14 protein-coding genes and 4 tRNA genes are annotated in these 19,473 nt (G+C 41.0%); 13 read left to right on the top strand and 5 right to left on the bottom strand.

Translation table 11 applies throughout. The annotated features are described in order from the left end of the window. Nucleotide 1: 1 nt before the first annotated feature. The 5 genes from I6F44_RS11415 to I6F44_RS11395 all read right to left on the bottom strand — a co-directional run bounded on the left by I6F44_RS11415 (nucleotide 2) and on the right by I6F44_RS11395 (nucleotide 6,118). Nucleotides 2-1,024, bottom strand: coding sequence for a hypothetical protein (locus I6F44_RS11415; RefSeq protein WP_197173797.1), 1,023 nt, complete (start codon nucleotides 1,022-1,024; stop codon nucleotides 2-4). Between the two features lie 101 nt (nucleotides 1,025-1,125). Then, nucleotides 1,126-1,806: a tRNA (adenine(22)-N(1))-methyltransferase TrmK gene (locus I6F44_RS11410; protein WP_197173796.1), complete on the bottom strand. Its 681-nt coding sequence runs from the start codon at nucleotides 1,804-1,806 to the stop codon at nucleotides 1,126-1,128. Then, nucleotides 1,807-2,745, bottom strand: a complete 939-nt coding sequence (locus tag I6F44_RS11405; protein ID WP_197173795.1) for a class I SAM-dependent methyltransferase — start codon at nucleotides 2,743-2,745, stop codon at nucleotides 1,807-1,809. Between the two features lie 2 nt (nucleotides 2,746-2,747). Continuing rightward, nucleotides 2,748-4,742, bottom strand: coding sequence for an excinuclease ABC subunit UvrB (uvrB, locus tag I6F44_RS11400; protein WP_007583893.1), 1,995 nt, complete (start codon nucleotides 4,740-4,742; stop codon nucleotides 2,748-2,750). Beyond that, nucleotides 4,739-6,118: an MATE family efflux transporter gene (locus I6F44_RS11395; protein WP_024591018.1), complete on the bottom strand. Its 1,380-nt coding sequence runs from the start codon at nucleotides 6,116-6,118 to the stop codon at nucleotides 4,739-4,741. The genes uvrB and I6F44_RS11395 overlap by 4 nt, the downstream gene beginning before the upstream one ends. A gap of 1,052 nt (nucleotides 6,119-7,170) precedes the next feature. Between I6F44_RS11395 and I6F44_RS11390 the strand changes: the two genes are divergently transcribed. From I6F44_RS11390 to I6F44_RS11330, 13 genes are all read left to right on the top strand, one after another. Continuing rightward, nucleotides 7,171-7,247: transfer RNA gene (locus tag I6F44_RS11390), tRNA-Asn, on the top strand. Nucleotides 7,248-7,268: 21 nt separating this feature from the next. Next, nucleotides 7,269-7,345 (top strand) — tRNA-Asn (locus I6F44_RS11385). Nucleotides 7,346-7,366: 21 nt separating this feature from the next. Continuing rightward, nucleotides 7,367-7,443: transfer RNA gene (locus tag I6F44_RS11380), tRNA-Asn, on the top strand. Between the two features lie 29 nt (nucleotides 7,444-7,472). Then, nucleotides 7,473-7,549: transfer RNA gene (locus I6F44_RS11375), tRNA-Asn, on the top strand. A gap of 148 nt (nucleotides 7,550-7,697) precedes the next feature. Next, nucleotides 7,698-9,641: an EAL domain-containing protein gene (locus tag I6F44_RS11370; protein WP_007585367.1), complete on the top strand. Its 1,944-nt coding sequence runs from the start codon at nucleotides 7,698-7,700 to the stop codon at nucleotides 9,639-9,641. Between the two features lie 212 nt (nucleotides 9,642-9,853). Continuing rightward, nucleotides 9,854-10,435 (top strand): electron transport complex subunit RsxA, encoded by a 582-nt coding sequence (rsxA, locus tag I6F44_RS11365; protein WP_008134172.1) that lies wholly within the window; start codon nucleotides 9,854-9,856, stop codon nucleotides 10,433-10,435. A gap of 1 nt (nucleotide 10,436) precedes the next feature. Continuing rightward, on the top strand, nucleotides 10,437-10,991 hold the full coding sequence (gene rsxB, locus I6F44_RS11360) for an electron transport complex subunit RsxB (RefSeq protein ID WP_002960333.1): 555 nt from the start codon (nucleotides 10,437-10,439) through the stop codon (nucleotides 10,989-10,991). A gap of 8 nt (nucleotides 10,992-10,999) precedes the next feature. Further along, nucleotides 11,000-13,570, top strand: a complete 2,571-nt coding sequence (gene rsxC / locus I6F44_RS11355) for an electron transport complex subunit RsxC (RefSeq protein ID WP_197173794.1) — start codon at nucleotides 11,000-11,002, stop codon at nucleotides 13,568-13,570. After that, a complete protein-coding gene (rsxD, locus tag I6F44_RS11350; RefSeq protein WP_197173793.1) occupies nucleotides 13,567-14,625 on the top strand; it encodes an electron transport complex subunit RsxD in 1,059 nt (352 codons plus the stop codon). The genes rsxC and rsxD overlap by 4 nt, the downstream gene beginning before the upstream one ends. Beyond that, nucleotides 14,622-15,263, top strand: coding sequence for an electron transport complex subunit RsxG (gene rsxG / locus I6F44_RS11345; RefSeq protein WP_197173792.1), 642 nt, complete (start codon nucleotides 14,622-14,624; stop codon nucleotides 15,261-15,263). Before rsxD ends, rsxG begins: the two co-directional genes overlap by 4 nt. Further along, nucleotides 15,260-15,958, top strand: a complete 699-nt coding sequence (locus I6F44_RS11340) for an electron transport complex subunit E (protein ID WP_010553676.1) — start codon at nucleotides 15,260-15,262, stop codon at nucleotides 15,956-15,958. The genes rsxG and I6F44_RS11340 overlap by 4 nt, the downstream gene beginning before the upstream one ends. 49 nt (nucleotides 15,959-16,007) lie before the next feature. After that, the gene (gene nth, locus I6F44_RS11335) at nucleotides 16,008-16,640 is read left to right on the top strand and encodes an endonuclease III (protein ID WP_197173791.1); all 633 of its coding nucleotides are present in this window, start codon (nucleotides 16,008-16,010) and stop codon (nucleotides 16,638-16,640) included. Between the two features lie 713 nt (nucleotides 16,641-17,353). Continuing rightward, a complete protein-coding gene (locus tag I6F44_RS11330) occupies nucleotides 17,354-19,264 on the top strand; it encodes an aminotransferase class V-fold PLP-dependent enzyme (RefSeq protein WP_197173790.1) in 1,911 nt (636 codons plus the stop codon). Nucleotides 19,265-19,473 lie beyond the last annotated feature (209 nt).

Below are 19,473 nucleotides of genomic sequence, written 5' to 3'. Positions count from 1 at the left end.
GTTATAAGTAATTTGGATATAAATGTGCATTTTCTGGCTGCTCAATACCGTGAGCAGCTAAAAACCCACCAATAGCTTGCCCGCAGCCCTGTGGTGCTCGCCCGCTGTCTATCTCAAAATTTAACTGGTTAGCATGTTGCTTACCCATAGAGCAAAGCCCTACAGTACTTGGCGAGCGCATAGCGATACTTAAGTTACCTATTTGTTCAACCACAACGTGCTTACTAAAGCGGGCAAAACCTTTGTACTTAAATTGCTCGTTTACGTAATCATTGCTTGTGGCTACTAATGCTGTAATTAAGGCGTGTAAAAAGCTATTAGCGGATGGATCTGCTGTTAAAAACGCGATTGTTTTTTTATTAAACTCGCTAAGTTGGCAATCTTCACACAACAGCTCAACAGTATATAAATGTTGCTCGGCTATTTGCTGCTGGCTCTTAAGCTCAATACTTTTTCCTGCAAATACAATACATTTAAGCACTTCATCAACACGGCTTTCAGCACTTTCACTTTTAACAAGCTCAGGGTTTTGAGCCATTACCGGTAAGTCGTGATGGTTATTAAATGGCGTACTTGTTGCGCCACTTTGCATTAACTGAAAAAGCTCTCTTACTTCATGTTCACGCGCTACTTTTAACGCTAAAAATGCAGTTTGAATAAGTTCTGAAGTAGGTAAGTTTTCCTCTACTATCCAGCGTCTGCCAAATAATAGCTTTTTGGCTTTGCCTTCATTTGCAGATGCACTTTTTTGATAGTTATCTGGGCTCAGCACTGCTACTTGCAGGTAAATTTCTTCACCTTTTTGTGCAGCAAGCACTCTAAAGTGAGCCGAAAACTCAATACTCTCAAGCACTTCGTTTACGCTTTCAAGCGTGTGCTTGTAACGTAAAAAATGTTGTGGCACTACCCAGCTACTATTAGCCAATTGCACAAGGGGTGCATAAGAAATAGGTTGCTCGTAACTGTGTTGCCATTTTTGCTCATTGCTAAGCAAATGATTAATGTGACTCTTGTTATCTGACATAAATAAACCAAATAAACTCGCGTTGTGCGATATAAACTATGAACACATTACGTCGTCAATGTCGTAATTAGATCACATGTACGCCCTACTTTCGGGCTTTTTTAACTATCGGTGAGTTCTTGATAGTCTGTTATAACTTTTTGATAGTATGGCTTATCTTTATTGAGCATTTTATTATAATGATTTATGAGTTGCCGTTGGTACATAGCGTGCTCTGCACTACTAAAATCCCACATTTTATTGCCGGTGTGACTAATCTCATTATTGCTACTAAAGCTCACTTCAATCACTTCATAAAAACGTTTGTTGTCGTAAACTATTTGCTCACTTACAAGCCCTAAACCTAATTGCTTTAAACCGACTCGCAACTTATAAGTGTGATGCACTGGGCATAAAATAAACCGAACATTATTTAAATGCTCACTTACGTTATTAGCAGTAATTTGTTGTATTAAACTTAACAACAGCTCACCGCCAACACCTGCTATTACAACTACTTGGCTTTTACTTTGAGCAATTTCAATTTTGCCTACATCCTGACATAAGACCTGCCACTGCGGATTTTTATTACAGGTTTTTTGTAATTTATTAATAGATGATAATTGCGTTTCTAGGTCGTTCATTAAAGTGGCGACTATATCTACAAAAATAACTTGGTTTGCAGCTGCGCGTTTTAATAGCGCCATGCCTAAATAACCATGGTCGCAGCAGCAATCCCAAATAATACCGTGATGCTGCGAGATTAATGTATCAATGGCAGTTAGGCGTTTGCTGAGCTTCATTTAATCTGCAGATTGTGACGTTTTGTAGATAAGTGCTTTTAAGCTTCTGTCGCTGTCTACTTCAATAAAACGCTCGGTAGGGGCTAGGCGCTCAACAAATTCAATTGCGCCTTGGGTATGCTCGTTTATTAACGCTTTAAACGCCTCTTCGCTAAGCTCTGGGCTATTAGCGCACAATAACAATTGTGTGGTATCGCAAAGTAGCTCTGGCAACCTGCGCAGCACTTTTTGATAGTCTTTAGTTAATATAAAGCTGCCTTTTTGAAAGCTTGGCGGATCAACTATTATTAAGTCAAACGGGGCTGCTTTTTTTAGTTTTCCAAACGACTTTAAAATATCGTGAGGTAAAAAACTTACGCCACGCTCAAAACCATTTAATTGATGGTTTTGCTTGCCGACTTTAAGTACACCTTTGCTCATATCCATATTCATCACATGATCTGCCCCGCCTTGCATTGCGGCAAGCGAAAACCCACACGTGTACGAAAATAAATTAAGCACTTTGCCATGCTTACTATTAGCCATTACAAACTCACGGCCGCTGCGCATATCGGGAAATATTCCGGTATTTTGACGGCTCTGTAAATCAACCAAAAAACGAATGCCGTTTTCGGTTACAACATGCGGGTTAGATAATTGCCCATAAACCACGGTGTTTTGGCTTTGTACGCCAGCGCGTTGCTGATACACAAGTGAGCTAATAAGCTCTGGCTGGTTTTTTTGTGCCCACTGCCACACAACATCGGTAAGCTCGCTAAGTGTTTGCTCGTCAATTTCGTCGTACGAAACCAAAAACAAACTTGGCGGATAAAAGTCTAAATTAATATGACTTAACGCCTCAACACTATGGCCACGGCCATGAAAAACACGGCACAGTTCATTTTTTAAAATTGGCGCATCTTCAAGCGCAGTAATAAGAGGAGTAAAGTTTGCTGTCATTTTTAATTAATCAACTGTTGTTGTAGTTCATGTATTTCATCGCGAACAGAGCCCGCTTTTTCAAATTCTAGATCGCTTGCGTATGCATGCATTTTGGTTTCAAGCTGCTTAATTTGCACTGTAATTTCTTTCGCACTAAGTACCTTTTTAGAGTCTTTACGAACAAGTCTAAGGTTATCTTTAGGGCCGGCTTCTTCGCCTACATCCATCGCATCAAGAATCTTTTTGGCTAGTGAATGCGGTTCAATACCGTGTTCTATATTATAAGCATGCTGAATTTCGCGTCGGCGCGCTGTTTCGTCCATGGCCTTAGCCATCGATTTTGTAATTTTATCACCGTACAAAATAGCGCGGCCATCTAAGTGACGTGCTGCACGACCAATGGTTTGAATAATTGAACGCGCTGAGCGTAAAAAGCCTTCTTTATCGGCATCAAGTATAGCTACTAGCGCCACCTCTGGCATATCCAGACCTTCTCGAAGTAAGTTAATACCCACTAACACATCAAACACGCCTGCACGTAAATCACGAATAATTTCAACCCGTTCAACCGTGTCTATGTCTGAATGTAAGTAACGCACTTTTACGTCGTGCTCACTTAAGTAATCGGTTAAATCCTCAGACATACGTTTGGTCAAAGTGGTTACAAGTACGCGTTCGCCCTTCTCTACACTTTTATAAATTTCTGAAAGTAAATCATCAACCTGATCGCCTACTGGGCGCACTTCAATAAGTGGATCGAGCAAGCCTGTTGGGCGAATTACTTGCTCTGCTATTGCGCCCACACAACGGTCTAACTCAAAGTCGCCTGGCGTTGCCGATACATAAATTGTTTGTGGTGAAATAGCTTCAAATTCTTCAAAGCGCAGCGGCCTGTTGTCCATTGCTGAGGGCATTCTGAAGCCATACTCAACCAGGTTTTCTTTTCGGCTTCTGTCGCCTTTATACATTGCCCCAATTTGCGATACGGTTACGTGCGACTCATCAATAATCATCAATGCGTCGTCTGGGAGGTAATCAAGTAATGTGGGTGGCGGATCGCCCGGCGTACGACCCGATAAATAGCGGCTGTAGTTTTCTATACCAGAGCAATAACCTAGCTCCCGCATCATTTCTATATCGTATTGCGTACGCTGCGTTACGCGTTGCTCTTCTACTAATTTATTAGCACTGAGTAACTGGGCTCTTCGATCTTTTAGTTCTTCTTGTATTTTATCGATAGCACCGAGTATTTTTTCACGCGGGGTAACATAGTGTGTTTTTGGATAGATAGTGGTGCGTATTATATGCTTTTCGACGGCGCCTGTAAGCGGATCAAAAATACTCAAGCGCTCTATTTCGTCATCAAACATTTCTACGCGAATTGCGAAGGTGCTAGATTCTGCAGGAAATATATCAACCACTTCACCACGAACACGATATGTACCACGGCTAAAATCTATATCGTTGCGGGTGTATTGTATTTCAGCTAGGCGACGTAGCATGTCGCGTTGGTCTACTTTTTCGCCCACTTTTAAAAGTAGCATCATTTTCATGTATGATTTAGGGTCGCCCAAACCATAAATAGCCGATACCGACGCCACAATAATGGTGTCGCGACGCTCAAGCAGTGCTTTGGTCGCACTTAAACGCATTTGTTCTATATGCTCGTTTATCGAGGCATCTTTTTCAATAAATGTGTCGCTAGATACAACATAGGCTTCTGGCTGGTAGTAATCGTAATACGATACAAAATACTCAACCGCATTTTTAGGGAAAAACTCTTTCATTTCGCCGTATAGCTGCGCGGCAAGCGTTTTATTGTGCGCCATTATTATTGTCGGACGGTTTAAATCGTTAATAATATTAGCCATGGTAAAGGTTTTACCTGTACCGGTGGCACCTAATAAAGTTTGGTGTGCAAGGCCTGCTTCTAATCCTTCACATAGCTGCTTAATCGCTGTGGGCTGATCGCCTGCTGGTTTAAAATGTGATTTTAACTGAAAATGGTCGCTCAATTATTGCACTCCTGTAACGATTCGCCGCTCAGCGCTTCTAGTTTTTTCATAAACCATTTGTATGCCACTATTGCTGTAAATAAGTTACCTAAAGCAGCGCCAATAAATAGCCCTAATAATCCGGCTATTTCGTTGCCTACATAAGCAAATGGTACATAAAATATGAATAACCGAATGACACTTAATACCAATGCGTACATTGGTTTGTGTAAAGCATTAAACGATGAATTTGATAATATGATCACCCCTTGTAAGCCATAACTTAGCGGGATGGTATAAATAAAGAGTTTAATTACATCTATTACAGCTTGTTCTTTACCAAATAATTGGCTTATAACACCTGAAAATGCAATGAGTAATACGTAAATGGCAAATTGCCATACCATCACAAATTTTAGTGTGCCGGTATACGCTTCTTTAACGCGGCATAATTTGCCAGCGCCAAAGTTTTGGCTAACAAATGGCGGTAATGTCATCGATAGCGCAAGCACTAATATACTTGCAATAGATTCTATTCGACTTCCCACTCCAAATGCGGCTACGGCCTCAGGCCCGTGGTGCGCAACCATAGCGGTCATTACGGCCATTGCAACTGGTGTAAGCATGTTTGCGCCGGCAGCAGGCAAACCAATTTTTAATATTTTACGAATAGCGCCCGTCACTGTTTGCTTGCCTGCTTTTAGGCTCAACAAGCGTTTTTTAACCGCTAATATATATAAAATAATAACCACAGCAACCGACCATGCAATAACGCTTGCTATGGCCGCACCTTGAATACCTAACGCTGGTACAGGCCCAAAACCAAATATCAATATAGGGTCGAGTACGGCGTTTATAAGCCCTGCTCCACCCATTACTATACTTGGCGTTTTTGTATCGCCACTGGCGCGCAGTACCGAGTTACCAATCATTGGGGTTATTAAAAATACACTACCAATAAACCATATATTCATGTATTCGTGTATTAACGGCAATACTTGTGCGCCCGCTCCTAGCAAAGTAAATATGGGGTCAATCAGTAAATACCCAACAGATGACAACACAATAACCAGAACCACACCAACCATTAAAGAAATACTGGCGTCAAAACGCGCTTCATCTATTTTATTACTACCGAGCGCTTTTGCTATTACTGCCGATGTACCGATCCCCAGCCCTATTGCTAAGCTAATAACGGTAAAGGTAACCGGAAATGTAAAGCTCACCGCTGCAAGCGGCTCAGTGCCTAGTAAGCTTATAAAAAATGTATCGACAATATTGAACATCATTAGCGTGATCATGCCGAATATCATCGGGATGGTCATCGTCTTTAATGTGGGCAAGATGGGATCGTTTAGTAAATCTGGGCGAGTCTGGGATTTTGAAATTGCGCGCATGAAATAAATAGGCCTCTTTTACTGAACGAATCATTTTAAAGCATCAAGGCAGTTCAAGCCACGGATTTATCACTACAATTGAAGTAATTAAAAAAGTAAAGATTCGAAAAAATAGTAAAACTTAGTTTTTGCATCTTTTTGTTAAAATAGAGCCTAAACACACCAAAAACCAATTAAAACACATTTTTATAACTTTTATTACAAACACCCAGTGATATATGATGCTTTTTTACACAAAGGTACTGCTTGGTTTATCGTTACGAAAAAATTCCCTCATCGAGTTGCATACATTCAGCATCAAATCATAACCCATTGTTTTATATTGAATTAAAAATAGTGATTTAAAAGCTTGAAATCGTTGTAGCACCCTAAACCATTGGTGCCGATGATGTTCTTAAAGTTTCATAAACAGAGTTATCCACAGAAACCGTGGATAACTCATTCAAACCCGCATTTATAAAGGCTTTGAGAGAGCCTCCATTTTCGGTGATATCCAACCAATTGACCATTTGTTAATTGTGGCATTTTTATAAACTCACGCTAAAAACTGTAGCTCACCAATTTTTCTTCTTAACATAGTTGTACGTTAGGTATAAAAAAACGTTTAATACAAAGTTAAGTTATTGATTGCTCTATTTTTGAACGGATAAAACAAATTCTCATTTTATACATAGTGATTAGATCACAATTTAGATCAAAAAATATTTCTGCGAATATACGCATAGGTATATTTTTAGAAAATTAAAACAAAAAACGAATTAAATACGAAAAATATCGCTAAGTAAAAAATGAGTTTTTATGTTTTTGAGTTGTTTTTTAATAACAAGCCACTTTAATACCGTGTTTAATTTAACCAATTTGAAGACTCAGCAATAATAAAAGTCACATTGTTATTCTTAAATTTTTAAAAAAGTAACTTTAATAGAGCTATAAAACACGCAGATCGAACACAAAAACAACGAATAAACCTCTTTTTTCAATTTATGACTTTTATATGTTGACACTTTGCGGCGCGGTCATTAATATTTCGCCCCGTTGAAAGGCAAGACGCTTCCCCCTTAGCTCAGTTGGTTAGAGCGACGGACTGTTAATCCGCAGGTCCCCCGTTCGAGTCGGGGAGGGGGAGCCAAGTTTTTCAACCATAAACGATTCCCCCTTAGCTCAGTTGGTTAGAGCGACGGACTGTTAATCCGCAGGTCCCCCGTTCGAGTCGGGGAGGGGGAGCCAAGTTTATGTTTATGATGTAGTTCCCCCTTAGCTCAGTTGGTTAGAGCGACGGACTGTTAATCCGCAGGTCCCCCGTTCGAGTCGGGGAGGGGGAGCCAAATCATCATAATAATATCACTACTTTAGTTCCCCCTTAGCTCAGTTGGTTAGAGCGACGGACTGTTAATCCGCAGGTCCCCCGTTCGAGTCGGGGAGGGGGAGCCAATTCTAAGAATTTCATAGACATCTCAAGCTAATTCCACTACTCTTCCTTATATAACTAAAGCATTAGTTTATTCCTTAATGCGCTGTACTTAGTTTATTAATCAAGGACTTGATTCCTTCCCTTTTGAATTATTAAAAGACTGAAAACATGGCTGGATTTAAAAAACTTATTTTTATACAAATTATCTCTTGGTTATTGTGTGTTGCAGCAGGAAGCTACTTCATATCTATAAGCTTTGATACTGCGGTAAGTGATGCACAAAAAAGTGCGCAAACTACTGTTACTAAGTATATTAATGACCTTTCTTTAGACGATATTTCTGCTCAAAATTTAAAACAATCAATTGCAGATGGTAAAACGTTTTCAAGCTTCACCCTAAGAGATTACCAAGGGGCTGAAATATTTAGCATTAACCCCCCTACTCAATTACCAATGTTTGCTGATTTTGTACTCTCTAACTTTAACTCAGTGCGCCCTCAATTTGCTGTAAATGACGCCTCAGATATAAAAGTTGAATTTGTACTTAACATTGAGCATTTAGCGTCGCAGCTACAAACGTCCCTTTTTATTGTTATTTTGATTTCTGCCATTTTAGTTATTATTCCAATAATTCTAATGAAATCTATTTTTTACCATTTAAATAAAAACATAAGTACAACAGTTGCTGACATTATCGATATTTATATCAATCAAAACCAAGTTGATAATGATTTAGAAACAGCACTAGATGGCACTCGATTGAAAAAAATGGGAAAAGATTTAGTACCTAGCTTTAATCGATTATCACATTTCTTAAAAAACAAAAACGAAGACATACAAAGCGCTGCTATGACTATTAAGCATGAAGCGTACAAAGATGTAATTACCTCCCTTGGTAATCGTAATATGTTTGTTGAGTACTACGAAAAAAATATTGAAAACACTGAGCAAAGTACATTTGGATCTTTAGCTATGGTTCGTTGTAGCGAACTACAAGCTATAAACCAAAGCCGTGGTTATCAAAAAGGTGATGAGTACGTTAAGGGCGTTGCCGATATTATTAAGCATATAAGCGGCACTTACACTGGCAGCCAAGTATTTAGATTAAACAGCTCTGACTTTGCGGTAGTACTCCCCCACATTCCTTTAAAAGAAGCTGAGCGCTTTGGTGAAAACCTGCAATCGCGCTTCACGCAGTACCAACAAAACCAAGAGTTAAGCTCGGTAGCTAATACGGGTATTGTAGGTTACGAAAAAGGTAAGCCGTTAGGCGAATTGCTTTCTGTTGTTGATAACGCGATGAGTATGGCGCAATCAAAACAAGTAAACGCATGGCACGTACAACGCGAAACCGATTTAGTTAATAACGTAAGTGCGGGTTTTGGTAATCAAAACTGGCGTAAGGTTATTAAAGAAGTTATTGAATCTAAGCGCGTGCATTTAGTGATGCAAAACATTATGCCGCTTGGTAAAAGCATAAAAGCCTACGCTGAAGTACAAGTTCGATTTAAAACAGAAGACAATCAAGTACTGCCTACCGCTTCTTTTTTAGCGATGGCCGAAAAGCTTGATATGGCAATAGAAATTGATCGCCTGATAATAGACTCTTCTCTTGAAAAGGTTAAAAGCCGTAATTTATCTGAAAAGTTTTTTGGTTTAAACGTAACAGCCTCTAGTGCACACAACGATCAGTTTGTAATTTGGCTAGAGCGCCGATTATTGAAAGATACGCATATTGCATCTAAACTAGTATTTGAAGTAAGTGAGTTTGGTTTACAGCAAAACATCAAGGCTAGTAAGCGCTTTATCGACATGGTTCACCGTGTTGGCGCACGCGTTACTGTTGAACGTTTTGGTGTTGGCTTGACTTCATTTAAGTTTTTCCGCGATTTAAAACCTGACTTTATTAAAATGGACGCAAGTTATACTCGCGGCCTAGAAGACGATAAAAACAATCAGTACTTTATGCGCTTAATGGTCGATTTAGCCCACCGTATTGGTGTTAGCGTATTTGCTGAGGGCGTTGAGAGCCAAGAAGAGAAACACATAATAGAAACTTTGTGTTTAGATGGCGTTCAAGGTTATTACATAGAAAAACCTAAAGATATTTAATTAGTTTTTAATTAATAAAAAAAAGAGCATTCGTTGCTCTTTTTTTGTTTCTGCTATTTGAGTAATTCCTTACATCAAAATCACATTAATTTTACAGCCTTGTGATCAATATGTTTGTCCTTGCGTTTATTTAACTGATAACGACTCGCAAATGTTGTTTATCGGGGCAGAAAAAAGGATAATACGCAGGACTTTAATAGCGTGAGGCACACATGACAGAATATGTCTTGTTATTGATTGGAACCGTTCTGGTTAATAACTTTGTATTAGTACAATTTTTAGGCTTATGTCCGTTTATGGGCGTATCAGGTAAGCTTGATACAGCGATTGGTATGTCTTTGGCAACCACGTTTGTGCTTACCCTTGCCTCTGTAACTAGCTATTTAGTTAACCAATATATTTTAATCCCTCTGGATATCGAATTTTTACGTACCATGAGCTTTATTTTGGTAATTGCCGTTGTAGTGCAATTTACCGAAATGGTTGTACGTAAAACAAGCCCTACTCTATATCGTTTACTAGGCATATTTTTACCGCTGATCACCACTAACTGTGCGGTATTAGGTGTAGCTCTATTAAATATCAAAGAAGATCATTCATTTTTACAATCTGCAGTGTATGGTTTTGGTGCTGCGGTTGGTTTTTCTTTAGTGCTTGTATTGTTTGCAGCGCTACGAGAACGCTTAGCAGCAGCTGACGTTCCTACGCCTTTTAAAGGCGCCTCCATTGCAATGATCACCGCAGGCTTAATGTCGATGGCGTTTATGGGTTTTACTGGATTAGTGAAGTTTTAATATGACCTTGTTTTATGCCTTGATAGCGATTGGCTCGCTAGCACTCGTTTTTGGACTTATTTTAGGATTTGCAGCAATTCGCTTTCGTGTTGAAGGCAACCCTATTGTTGAGCAAATTGATACCATTTTGCCGCAAACTCAATGTGGACAATGTGGCTACCCGGGCTGTCGCCCTTACGCCGAAGCTATAGCCAATGGCGATGAAATAAATAAATGCCCTCCGGGCGGCGAATCAACTATGAAAAAGCTTGCCGGCTTAATGGGGGTTGATGAAAAACCACTTGCAGGCGGCGAGCAAGCAGAACCTATAAAAACAGTGGCTTATATTCGCGAAGATGAATGTATTGGCTGTACCAAATGTATTCAGGCCTGCCCTGTTGACGCTATTTTAGGCGCGACTCGTCAAATGCACACCGTGTTAATTGATGAATGTACTGGCTGTGATTTATGTGTTGAGCCTTGCCCTGTAGATTGCATTGATATGCTACCTGTAGCCGAAACTAAACAAAACTGGAAATGGCAGCTAGATGCTATTCCTGTTACACAAATAGATTAGAGGTTTGAGTGGACAAGTTACTTGAACAAATAAAAAAAGGCACGGTGTGGGCATTTCCTGGCGGCATACACCCACCACAACAAAAATCACTCTCTAATAGTGCGAGTATCACTCGCCTACCTTTGCCCGATAAACTCATTGTTGCGCTTAAGCAACACATAGGCGCAAACGGTAAGTTACTTGTAGAAAAAGGCCAACACGTCTTAAAAGGCCAACCACTTACAGCACCTGCTGCTAACTGGTCGGTACCTGTGCATGCTCCAAGCTCTGGTGTGGTTACTGATATTGCACCTATGCCATCAGCACATCCATCGGCCCTACCTGAACTAAGTGTTATTATTGAACCAGACGGCAAAGACGAATGGGTAGCTCTAAATAAAAATAAAAATCCTACTGAGCTTAGTCATGACGAGCTAATAAATATTATTCACCAAGCCGGCATTAGCGGTATGGGTGGTGCTGGCTTTCCTACTTATGTGAAAGCAGATACTAAGCAACCTATCGAATTTTTGATTGTAAATGCTGTTGAGTGCGAACCTTATATTACTGCCGATGACGTTTTAATGCGCGAACACGCTAAAGAAGTTATCCAAGGCATTGAAATAATGCAGCAGCTTTTAAACCCAACACTGTGCATTGTGGGTATAGAAGATAATAAGCCTGAAGCTATTGCAGCAATGAAGCAAGCAGCTGAGCATAACTCAAAAATCATTATTCAAACGGTGCCCACTATTTACCCCTCTGGCGGTGAAAAGCAGTTAATTAAATTACTTACCAACCGTGAAGTTCCTAGCATTGGTATTCCTGCCGATATTGGTATTTTAGTGCACAACACGGGTACTTTGTTTGCCGTACAACAAGCCGTTTATGAAGGCAAACCGCTAATTGAGCGTATAGTTACAGTAACAGGTAACACTATTCATAAGCCTGGAAATGTATGGGCACTACTTGGCACTGAAATAAAGCACTTACTTGATTGCCAAGGGTTCTCGCCTGTACCTCAGCAAAGTGTTGTGATGGGCGGCCCGATGATGGGATTTACGCTACCCACAGTACGTATTGGCATAGTTAAAACAACTAACTGTATTTTAGCGCCCGATCATAAAGAGCTAGCAGAGCCCGGCCCTGAAAAAGCCTGTATACGTTGTAGCGCTTGTGCTGATGCCTGCCCTGCTTCTTTATTACCACAGCAATTGCAGTGGTTTGCTAAATCAAAAGAGTACGACAAACTACAAGAGCATAATTTATTTGACTGTATTGAGTGTGGTGCTTGTGCATATGTGTGCCCAAGCGAAATCCCTCTTGTACAGTACTACCGTATAGCCAAAGTTGAAATTAAAGAACAACAAGCTGACAAAATTAAAGCCGACAGAGCAAAAGAGCGTTTTGATGCACGAAAAGAGCGTTTAGATCGCGAGCAAGAAGAACGTCAAAACCGCCATAAACGTAAACCTGCCGCTAAATCTGCTGACGAAAAGCAAAAAGTAGCAGAGGCACTAGCCCGCGTTAAAAATAAATCAGATAACGGCGATGAAAAATCAGCTGTTGCAGCTGCTATTGCACGCGCTAAAGCTAAAAAGCTAGGCGATCAATCTGCTGAATTAGAACCAGACAACAGCGAAGTAGCAAAAGAGCGCGCACTACGTAAAGAACAAGCGCGTAAATATAAAGAGCAAAAATCTCAAACAGATGAATCGGCCGAGACTGCACCCGTTGATGATAAAAAATCAGCAGTCGCTGCAGCCATTGCTCGCGCTAAAGCTAAAAAAGCAAGACAAGCATTAGACAACGCTGAACAAGCAGCAAGTGAAGAGCCACAAACTGATGCCCCTATTGATGATAAAAAGTCAGCCGTAGCGGCGGCCATTGCTCGTGCTAAAGCCAAAAAGGCAGCACAAGCATTAGATAACGCTGAACAAACAGTAAGTGAAGAGCCGCCTGTTGATGATAAAAAGTCAGCAGTAGCGGCGGCTGTTGCGCGTGCTAAAGCTAAAAAAGCGGCTAAAGCATTAGATGGCGCTGAGCAAACCGTGAGTGAAGAGCCACAAAGCGATACGCCTGCTGATGATAAAAAAGCAGCCGTAGCGGCGGCCATTGCTCGCGCAAAAGCCAAAAAAGCGGCTAAAGCATTAGAAGACGCTGAGCAAAAAGTGAGTGAAGAGCCACAAAGCGATGCCCCTGTTGATGACAAAAAGGCAGCGGTAGCGGCGGCTATTGCCCGCGCTAAAGCTAAAAAAGCAGCTAAAGCATTAGAAGAAACCGAGCAAACCGTGAGTGAAGAGCCACAAAGCGCGGCACCCGTTGATGATAAAAAAGCAGCGGTAGCGGCGGCCATAGCTCGTGCTAAAGCTAAAAAAGCGGCTAAAGCACTAGAAGATACCGAACAAACTCAGCCCCAAGAGCCACAAGTTGATAGCGCAGCACCTAAGAGTGCAGAAAGTAACACCGATGACTCATCAGATCTTATTAACGCAGATAAACCTAAATCAGCAGACGATAAGAAAAAAGCCGCCGTGGCTGCTGCAATTGCGAGAGCAAAAGCTAAAAAGTTACAAAAAGAAGGAAATAATCAGTCATGAAATTAACCATGGCCAGTTCGCCGCATAATCACAGCCATAAATCGTTAACGCGATTAATGCTTAGCGTTATTGCTGCGTGTATTCCTGGGCTAATTGCTCAAGTTTTCTTTTTTGGAACAGGTGTACTTATTCAACTGGTACTAGCGCTTGTTGCTGTAAGCGTATTTGAAGCTGCAATAATGCTAATGCGCAAACGCCCTGTTTGGCCTGCATTAAGTGATGGCAGTGCGTGGCTTACTGCTGTGTTACTGGCACTGAGTATCCCTCCACTTGCACCTTGGTGGATAATTATTATTGGCTGTTTATTTTCTATTGTTATAGTTAAACAGCTTTATGGCGGCCTTGGGTTTAACTTATTCAATCCAGCAATGGCGGCTTATGTACTGCTTTTAGTTTCGTTTCCGGTACAAATGACCGCATGGTTGCCTGTTACCGATTTAATAAATACACCAATAGGCTTTGCAGATCAGCTAAGGCTAATATTTACCGATTTTACGGCCTCTGGGTTTAGCCTTGATCAAGTACGCGCAGGGGTTGATGGCCTAACAATGGCAACACCGCTGGATACGGTTAAAACAGACATAGCACACGGTTTAACCGTTACCGAAAGCATGCAAAAGCCATTATTTAACGAATGGGCTGGCCTTGGTTGGGTGTGGGTTAACTTAGGCTTTTTAGTGGGTGGTTTATACTTATTAAAAACAAAAATAATTAACTGGCATATTCCTGTCAGTTTTATCGCAAGTTTAGCTGTATGTAGTGCTATTGGTTATATCGCATCACCAGGTACAGAGCCGGGCACCCTATTTCACTTATTAAGTGGTGCCACTATGATGGGGGCCTTTTTTATAGCAACCGATCCGGTATCTGCAGCAACAACTAACAAAGGGCGCTTAATTTATGGCGCGCTAATTGGCTTACTAATTTATTTAATTCGTACCTTTGGTGGTTTTCCTGATGCCATCGCATTTAGCGTATTATTGATTAATATTGCAGTGCCGCTAATAGACTACTACACACAGCCACGTACTTATGGCCATGGAGCAGTAAAATGATCATTTCGTCAATGGCTAAAAATGGTGCTATTTTAACTGCGTTTGCGTTAGCAACAACGGGCTTAGTTGCCTCTATCAACGCGCTTACTGCCGATAAAATTGCAGAGCAAGAACAACTGCAACTTACTGCGCAGCTACAAGAAGTGCTCGACCCAAAATCGTACGACAATCAATTATCAAAAGATTGCGTAATTATTACTGATGAAAAACTAGGCCCACACGCAAACCAAGTAATTTACCGTGCTCGTAAAAACAATAAACCAGTCGCTGTTGTTATTAGGCATGTTACGCCAAACGGCTACAGTGGCGATATTAACTTATTAACAGCTGTATTGAGCGATGGCACTATTGCTGGCGTTCGTACGACTAAACACGAAGAAACCCCTGGTTTAGGCGACAAAGTAGAAGTTAAAAAATCACTTTGGATCACAACATTTAAAAGCTTAACGGTTGAAGGCGAAGAAGACGCTCGCTGGGCTGTAAAAAAAGATGGCGGCCAGTTTGATCAATTTACAGGCGCGACCATAACGCCACGTGCTGTTGTGGGCTCTGTTAAAAATGCCGTATTGTTCGCACAAACTAATTTTGATGATATTTTTGCAGCACCTAATGCCGAATGTATGGAGGTAGCTAAATGAGTGAGTTAAAAACATTATACAAAGAAGGTGTATGGGTAAATAACCCTGCCCTTGTGCAGCTTTTAGGTTTATGTCCACTGCTTGCCGTTACCTCAACTGTAACAAATGCCTTAGGTTTAGGCTTAGCAACTTTACTCGTACTAATAGGCTCAAATGTTACCGTATCAATTGTGCGTAACTGGGTGCCAAAAGATATTCGTATACCTGTATTTGTAATGATCATCGCGGGCTTTGTAACAATAGTTCAATTACTTATGAACGCTTATACCTTTGGTTTATATCAATCATTGGGAATTTTTATTCCGTTGATTGTAACTAACTGCGCCATTATTGGCCGCGCCGAAGCATACGCCTCTAAAAACCCTGTTCATTTATCAGCATTTGACGGCCTAATGATGGGCTTAGGCTTTATGGCTGTACTATTAGTATTAGGTACTATGCGCGAACTAATCGGCCAAGGTACGCTGTTTGACGGTGCCGACTTATTACTTGGCCCATGGGCACAGAGCTTGCGCATAGAAGTATTTAATTTTGATAACCAATTTTTACTCGCAATTTTACCACCGGGTGCCTTTTTAGGTCTTGGACTACTTATTGCTGCTAAAAACGTAATTGACGCACAAATAAAATCAAAGCAAATTGCACCGCCAGAGGCTGAAAAAGGCCCTCGAGCACGTGTTACTAGCTTAACTTAAGGGGAAAACGTATTAGAGCAACAATTAGCACTAATACGTTTTAAGTTGCATGAATAAAGAAAAACGTCACCAAATACTGTCGCGCCTGCGCGACAATAACCCGCACCCAGTTACAGAGCTTGAATATTCAAGCCCATTTGAGTTACTAGTAGCAGTAACTCTTTCAGCACAAGCAACCGATGTAGGCGTTAATAAAGCCACTCGAAAGTTGTTCCCTGTTGCTAATACACCGCAAGCCATTTTAGATATAGGTCACGATACACTGCGTGATTATATAAAAACCATCGGCTTATTTAATTCTAAAGCTGCCAACGTTTACAAAATGTGCCAAATTTTGGTGAATGAACATAACAGCATCGTGCCAGAAAATCGTGAAGCCCTAGAAGCCCTACCAGGCGTTGGCCGTAAAACCGCTAATGTTGTACTCAATACAGCCTTTGGCTGGCCTGTAATAGCCGTAGATACACACATATTTCGTGTTTCTAATCGTACCAAGCTTGCCATGGGTAAAGACGTAGTTGCTGTAGAACAAAAGCTTGAAAAGGTTGTACCAAAAGAATTTAAAGTAGACGTTCACCATTGGTTAATACTGCACGGGCGTTACACCTGCGTAGCGCGTAAACCAAAGTGTGGCAGCTGTATTATTGAAGACTTGTGTGAGTTTAAAGAAAAAACTGATTAGTTCCAAAAGCGCGGCAAGTAGTCGCGAGTTTACCTCGCGCAATGAAGCACAAGCCTCAAAACCCCAAAAGCGCGGCATAAAGCCCCGCCTACAAATACAACGCCAACCCTGTAGTCGCGAGTTTACCTCGCGCAATAAAGCACAAGCCCCAAAATCCCAAAAGCGCGGCATAAAGCCACGCCTACAAATACAACGCCAACCCTGTAGTCGCGAGTTTACCTCGCGCAATAAAGCATAAGCCCCAAAATCCCAAAAGCGCGGCATAAAGCCACGCCTACAAATACAACGCCAACCCTGTAGTCGCGAGCTTACCTCGCGCAATAAAGCACAAGCCCCAAAATCCTAAGAGCGCGGCATAAATCCACGCCTACAAATACCACGCCAACCCTGTAGTCGCGAGTTTACCTCGCGCAATAAAGCACAAGCCTCAAAATCCCAAAATCCCAAAATCCCAAAAGCGCGGCATAAAGCCACGCCTACAAATACCACGCCAACCCTGTAGTCGCGAGTTTACCTCGCGCAATAAAGCACAAGCCTCAAAAGCGCGACATAAAGCCGCGCCTATCAATCCATCTAGATAAAACATTTTTATACGTGAGGGCATGTTAGTGAAATTGTACAATTATTAGAACATTATCAAAGTATTAATTTCACAACGCTCACTCCTTTGGTTATGCTAGTGAGCATTATAAAATTATATTGCGAAACCCTCTATGCTACCTCTACTTCGTATCTTGATAATTGAACAAGACCCAGCCACCTTACAAGGGCTTTCAACTAATCTGTCAAAGACCATTCCTAACTTTGAGCGAGACGATATTCATATCGATATTATTGAATGCCTCGAGCTTAAACACGCGCTGGAATGTGTAGAGGAAGATGGTGATATTCAAGCCGTGGTTCTCAGTTGGGATATGCACAACAAAGTGGGTGAGCGGATGTATAGCCGCTTTATCGAGGATTTAAAGGCAATTCGTCTTGAGTTACCGGTTTATGTTATTGGCGACGACACAAAAGGGCTGGAGATCGTAAACGAATCAGAAGAAATCGAATCATTCTTTTTTAAAGGTGAAGTGATTTCTGACCCAGAAGCGATTTTAGGTTATATGATCAACGATTTTGACGACCGCTCTGAAACGCCATTTTGGACGGCGTATCGTCGTTACGTTGGTGAAGCAAACGACTCTTGGCATACACCGGGTCATAGTGGGGGTTCTAGCTTTAGAAACTCACCTTACATCAAAGATTTTTATCAGTTTTACGGCCGCAATGTATTTGTTGGCGACCTGTCGGTTTCGGTAGACTCGCTAGGTTCATTATCAGACAGCACTAATACTATTGGTCGCGCTCAAGAATCAGCTGCGGCGACGTTTGAAGTTAAGCACACCTACTTTGTTACAAATGGTTCATCTACCTCAAATAAAATCATTTTGCAGACACTCCTGCGCAAGGGAGATAAAGTAATTGTCGACCGTAATTGCCATAAATCAGTACACTATGGCATCTTGCAATCAGCTAGTTACCCCATTTATTTGGCGAGTATCTTAAATCCAAAATATGGAATTTTCGCGCCACCGTCGTTGGCCGACATCAAGTTAGCAATTGAAAACAATACTGATGCTAAATTACTAGTGCTTACCGGTTGTACCTACGATGGCCTACTTAGCGACCTAAAACAAGTCGTGGATTATGCTCATCAATATGGTATTAAGGTGTTTATAGATGAAGCCTGGTTTGCATACTCTTTGTTTCATCCTAGCTTTCGTCATTATTCTGCAATACATGCTGGGGCTGACTACATTACGCATTCGGCGCATAAAGTAGTATCGGCGTTTTCTCAAGCGTCTTATATTCATATTAACGACCCCGATTTTGATGCTGATTTCTTTCGAGAGATTTATAGCATCTACGCCAGCACATCGCCAAAATATCAGCTTATTGCATCGCTTGACGTGTGCCAAAAGCAATTAGAGATGGAAGGCTATAAGCTGCTCAATGCGCTGCTAAATCATGTTGAAGAGTTTAAACAACAGATGGCCTCGCTTAAGCAAATTAAAGTATTAGCTAAGCAAGACTTTATGGAAATATTCCCGCATTTTAGTGGTGATAATATGGGTCACGATCCATTAAAAATCCTTATTGATATTAGTGAGCTACCTTACTCATTAAAAGATATTCATAAATATCTACTGGATGAAATTGGGCTAGAGATAGAAAAATACACACACAGCACCATTTTGGTTTTACTGACGCTTGGCGGCACGCGCTCAAAAATAATTCGTTTGTACAATGCGTTGAAAAAGCTAGACAGCGGTAAGGTAAAACTATCGAAATCGACGCGCAGAGCTCGCTTACCTGAAAATTTACCTGCCATCGACTTGGCGTGTATTCCAAGCGATGCTTTTTATGGCGATCGCGAATCTGTGCCGATTAGCAAAAGTAACAACCGCATTTGTGCCGGTTTAGTTACTCCATACCCACCGGGCATTCCGCTTTTGGTACCGGGCCAGCATATTACTGATGACCACATTGAATATTTGCAAGAATTGGCAAGCCAAGGACTGACGATTCAAGGCAGTTTCGATGGTGAAATTTATGTTCTTAAGGGTAAGGTTAAAAAATAAAGGTATTGGTTTAATACTATCTCGATAATAATACCAATCTGCTTATATACGGGGTCTATTTAACGTTAAGAAAATTACGCTAGAACTAGGCAAAAATTTTTGTATCTAGTTGTTCTAAATAAAAAATTTTTAACGACGTTATAGTGCAATTTAATTCGTTAAATTGATCAAAGATTTATGCAGGTTGGTATAATTACTGGTGGCAGTGC

Origin of the sequence: Pseudoalteromonas sp. NZS11_1 (assembly GCF_015864275.1) — a bacterium.
Classification (GTDB): Bacteria; Pseudomonadota; Gammaproteobacteria; order Enterobacterales; family Alteromonadaceae; genus Pseudoalteromonas; species Pseudoalteromonas arctica.
This window is presented reverse-complemented; position numbering and strand designations above follow the sequence as displayed.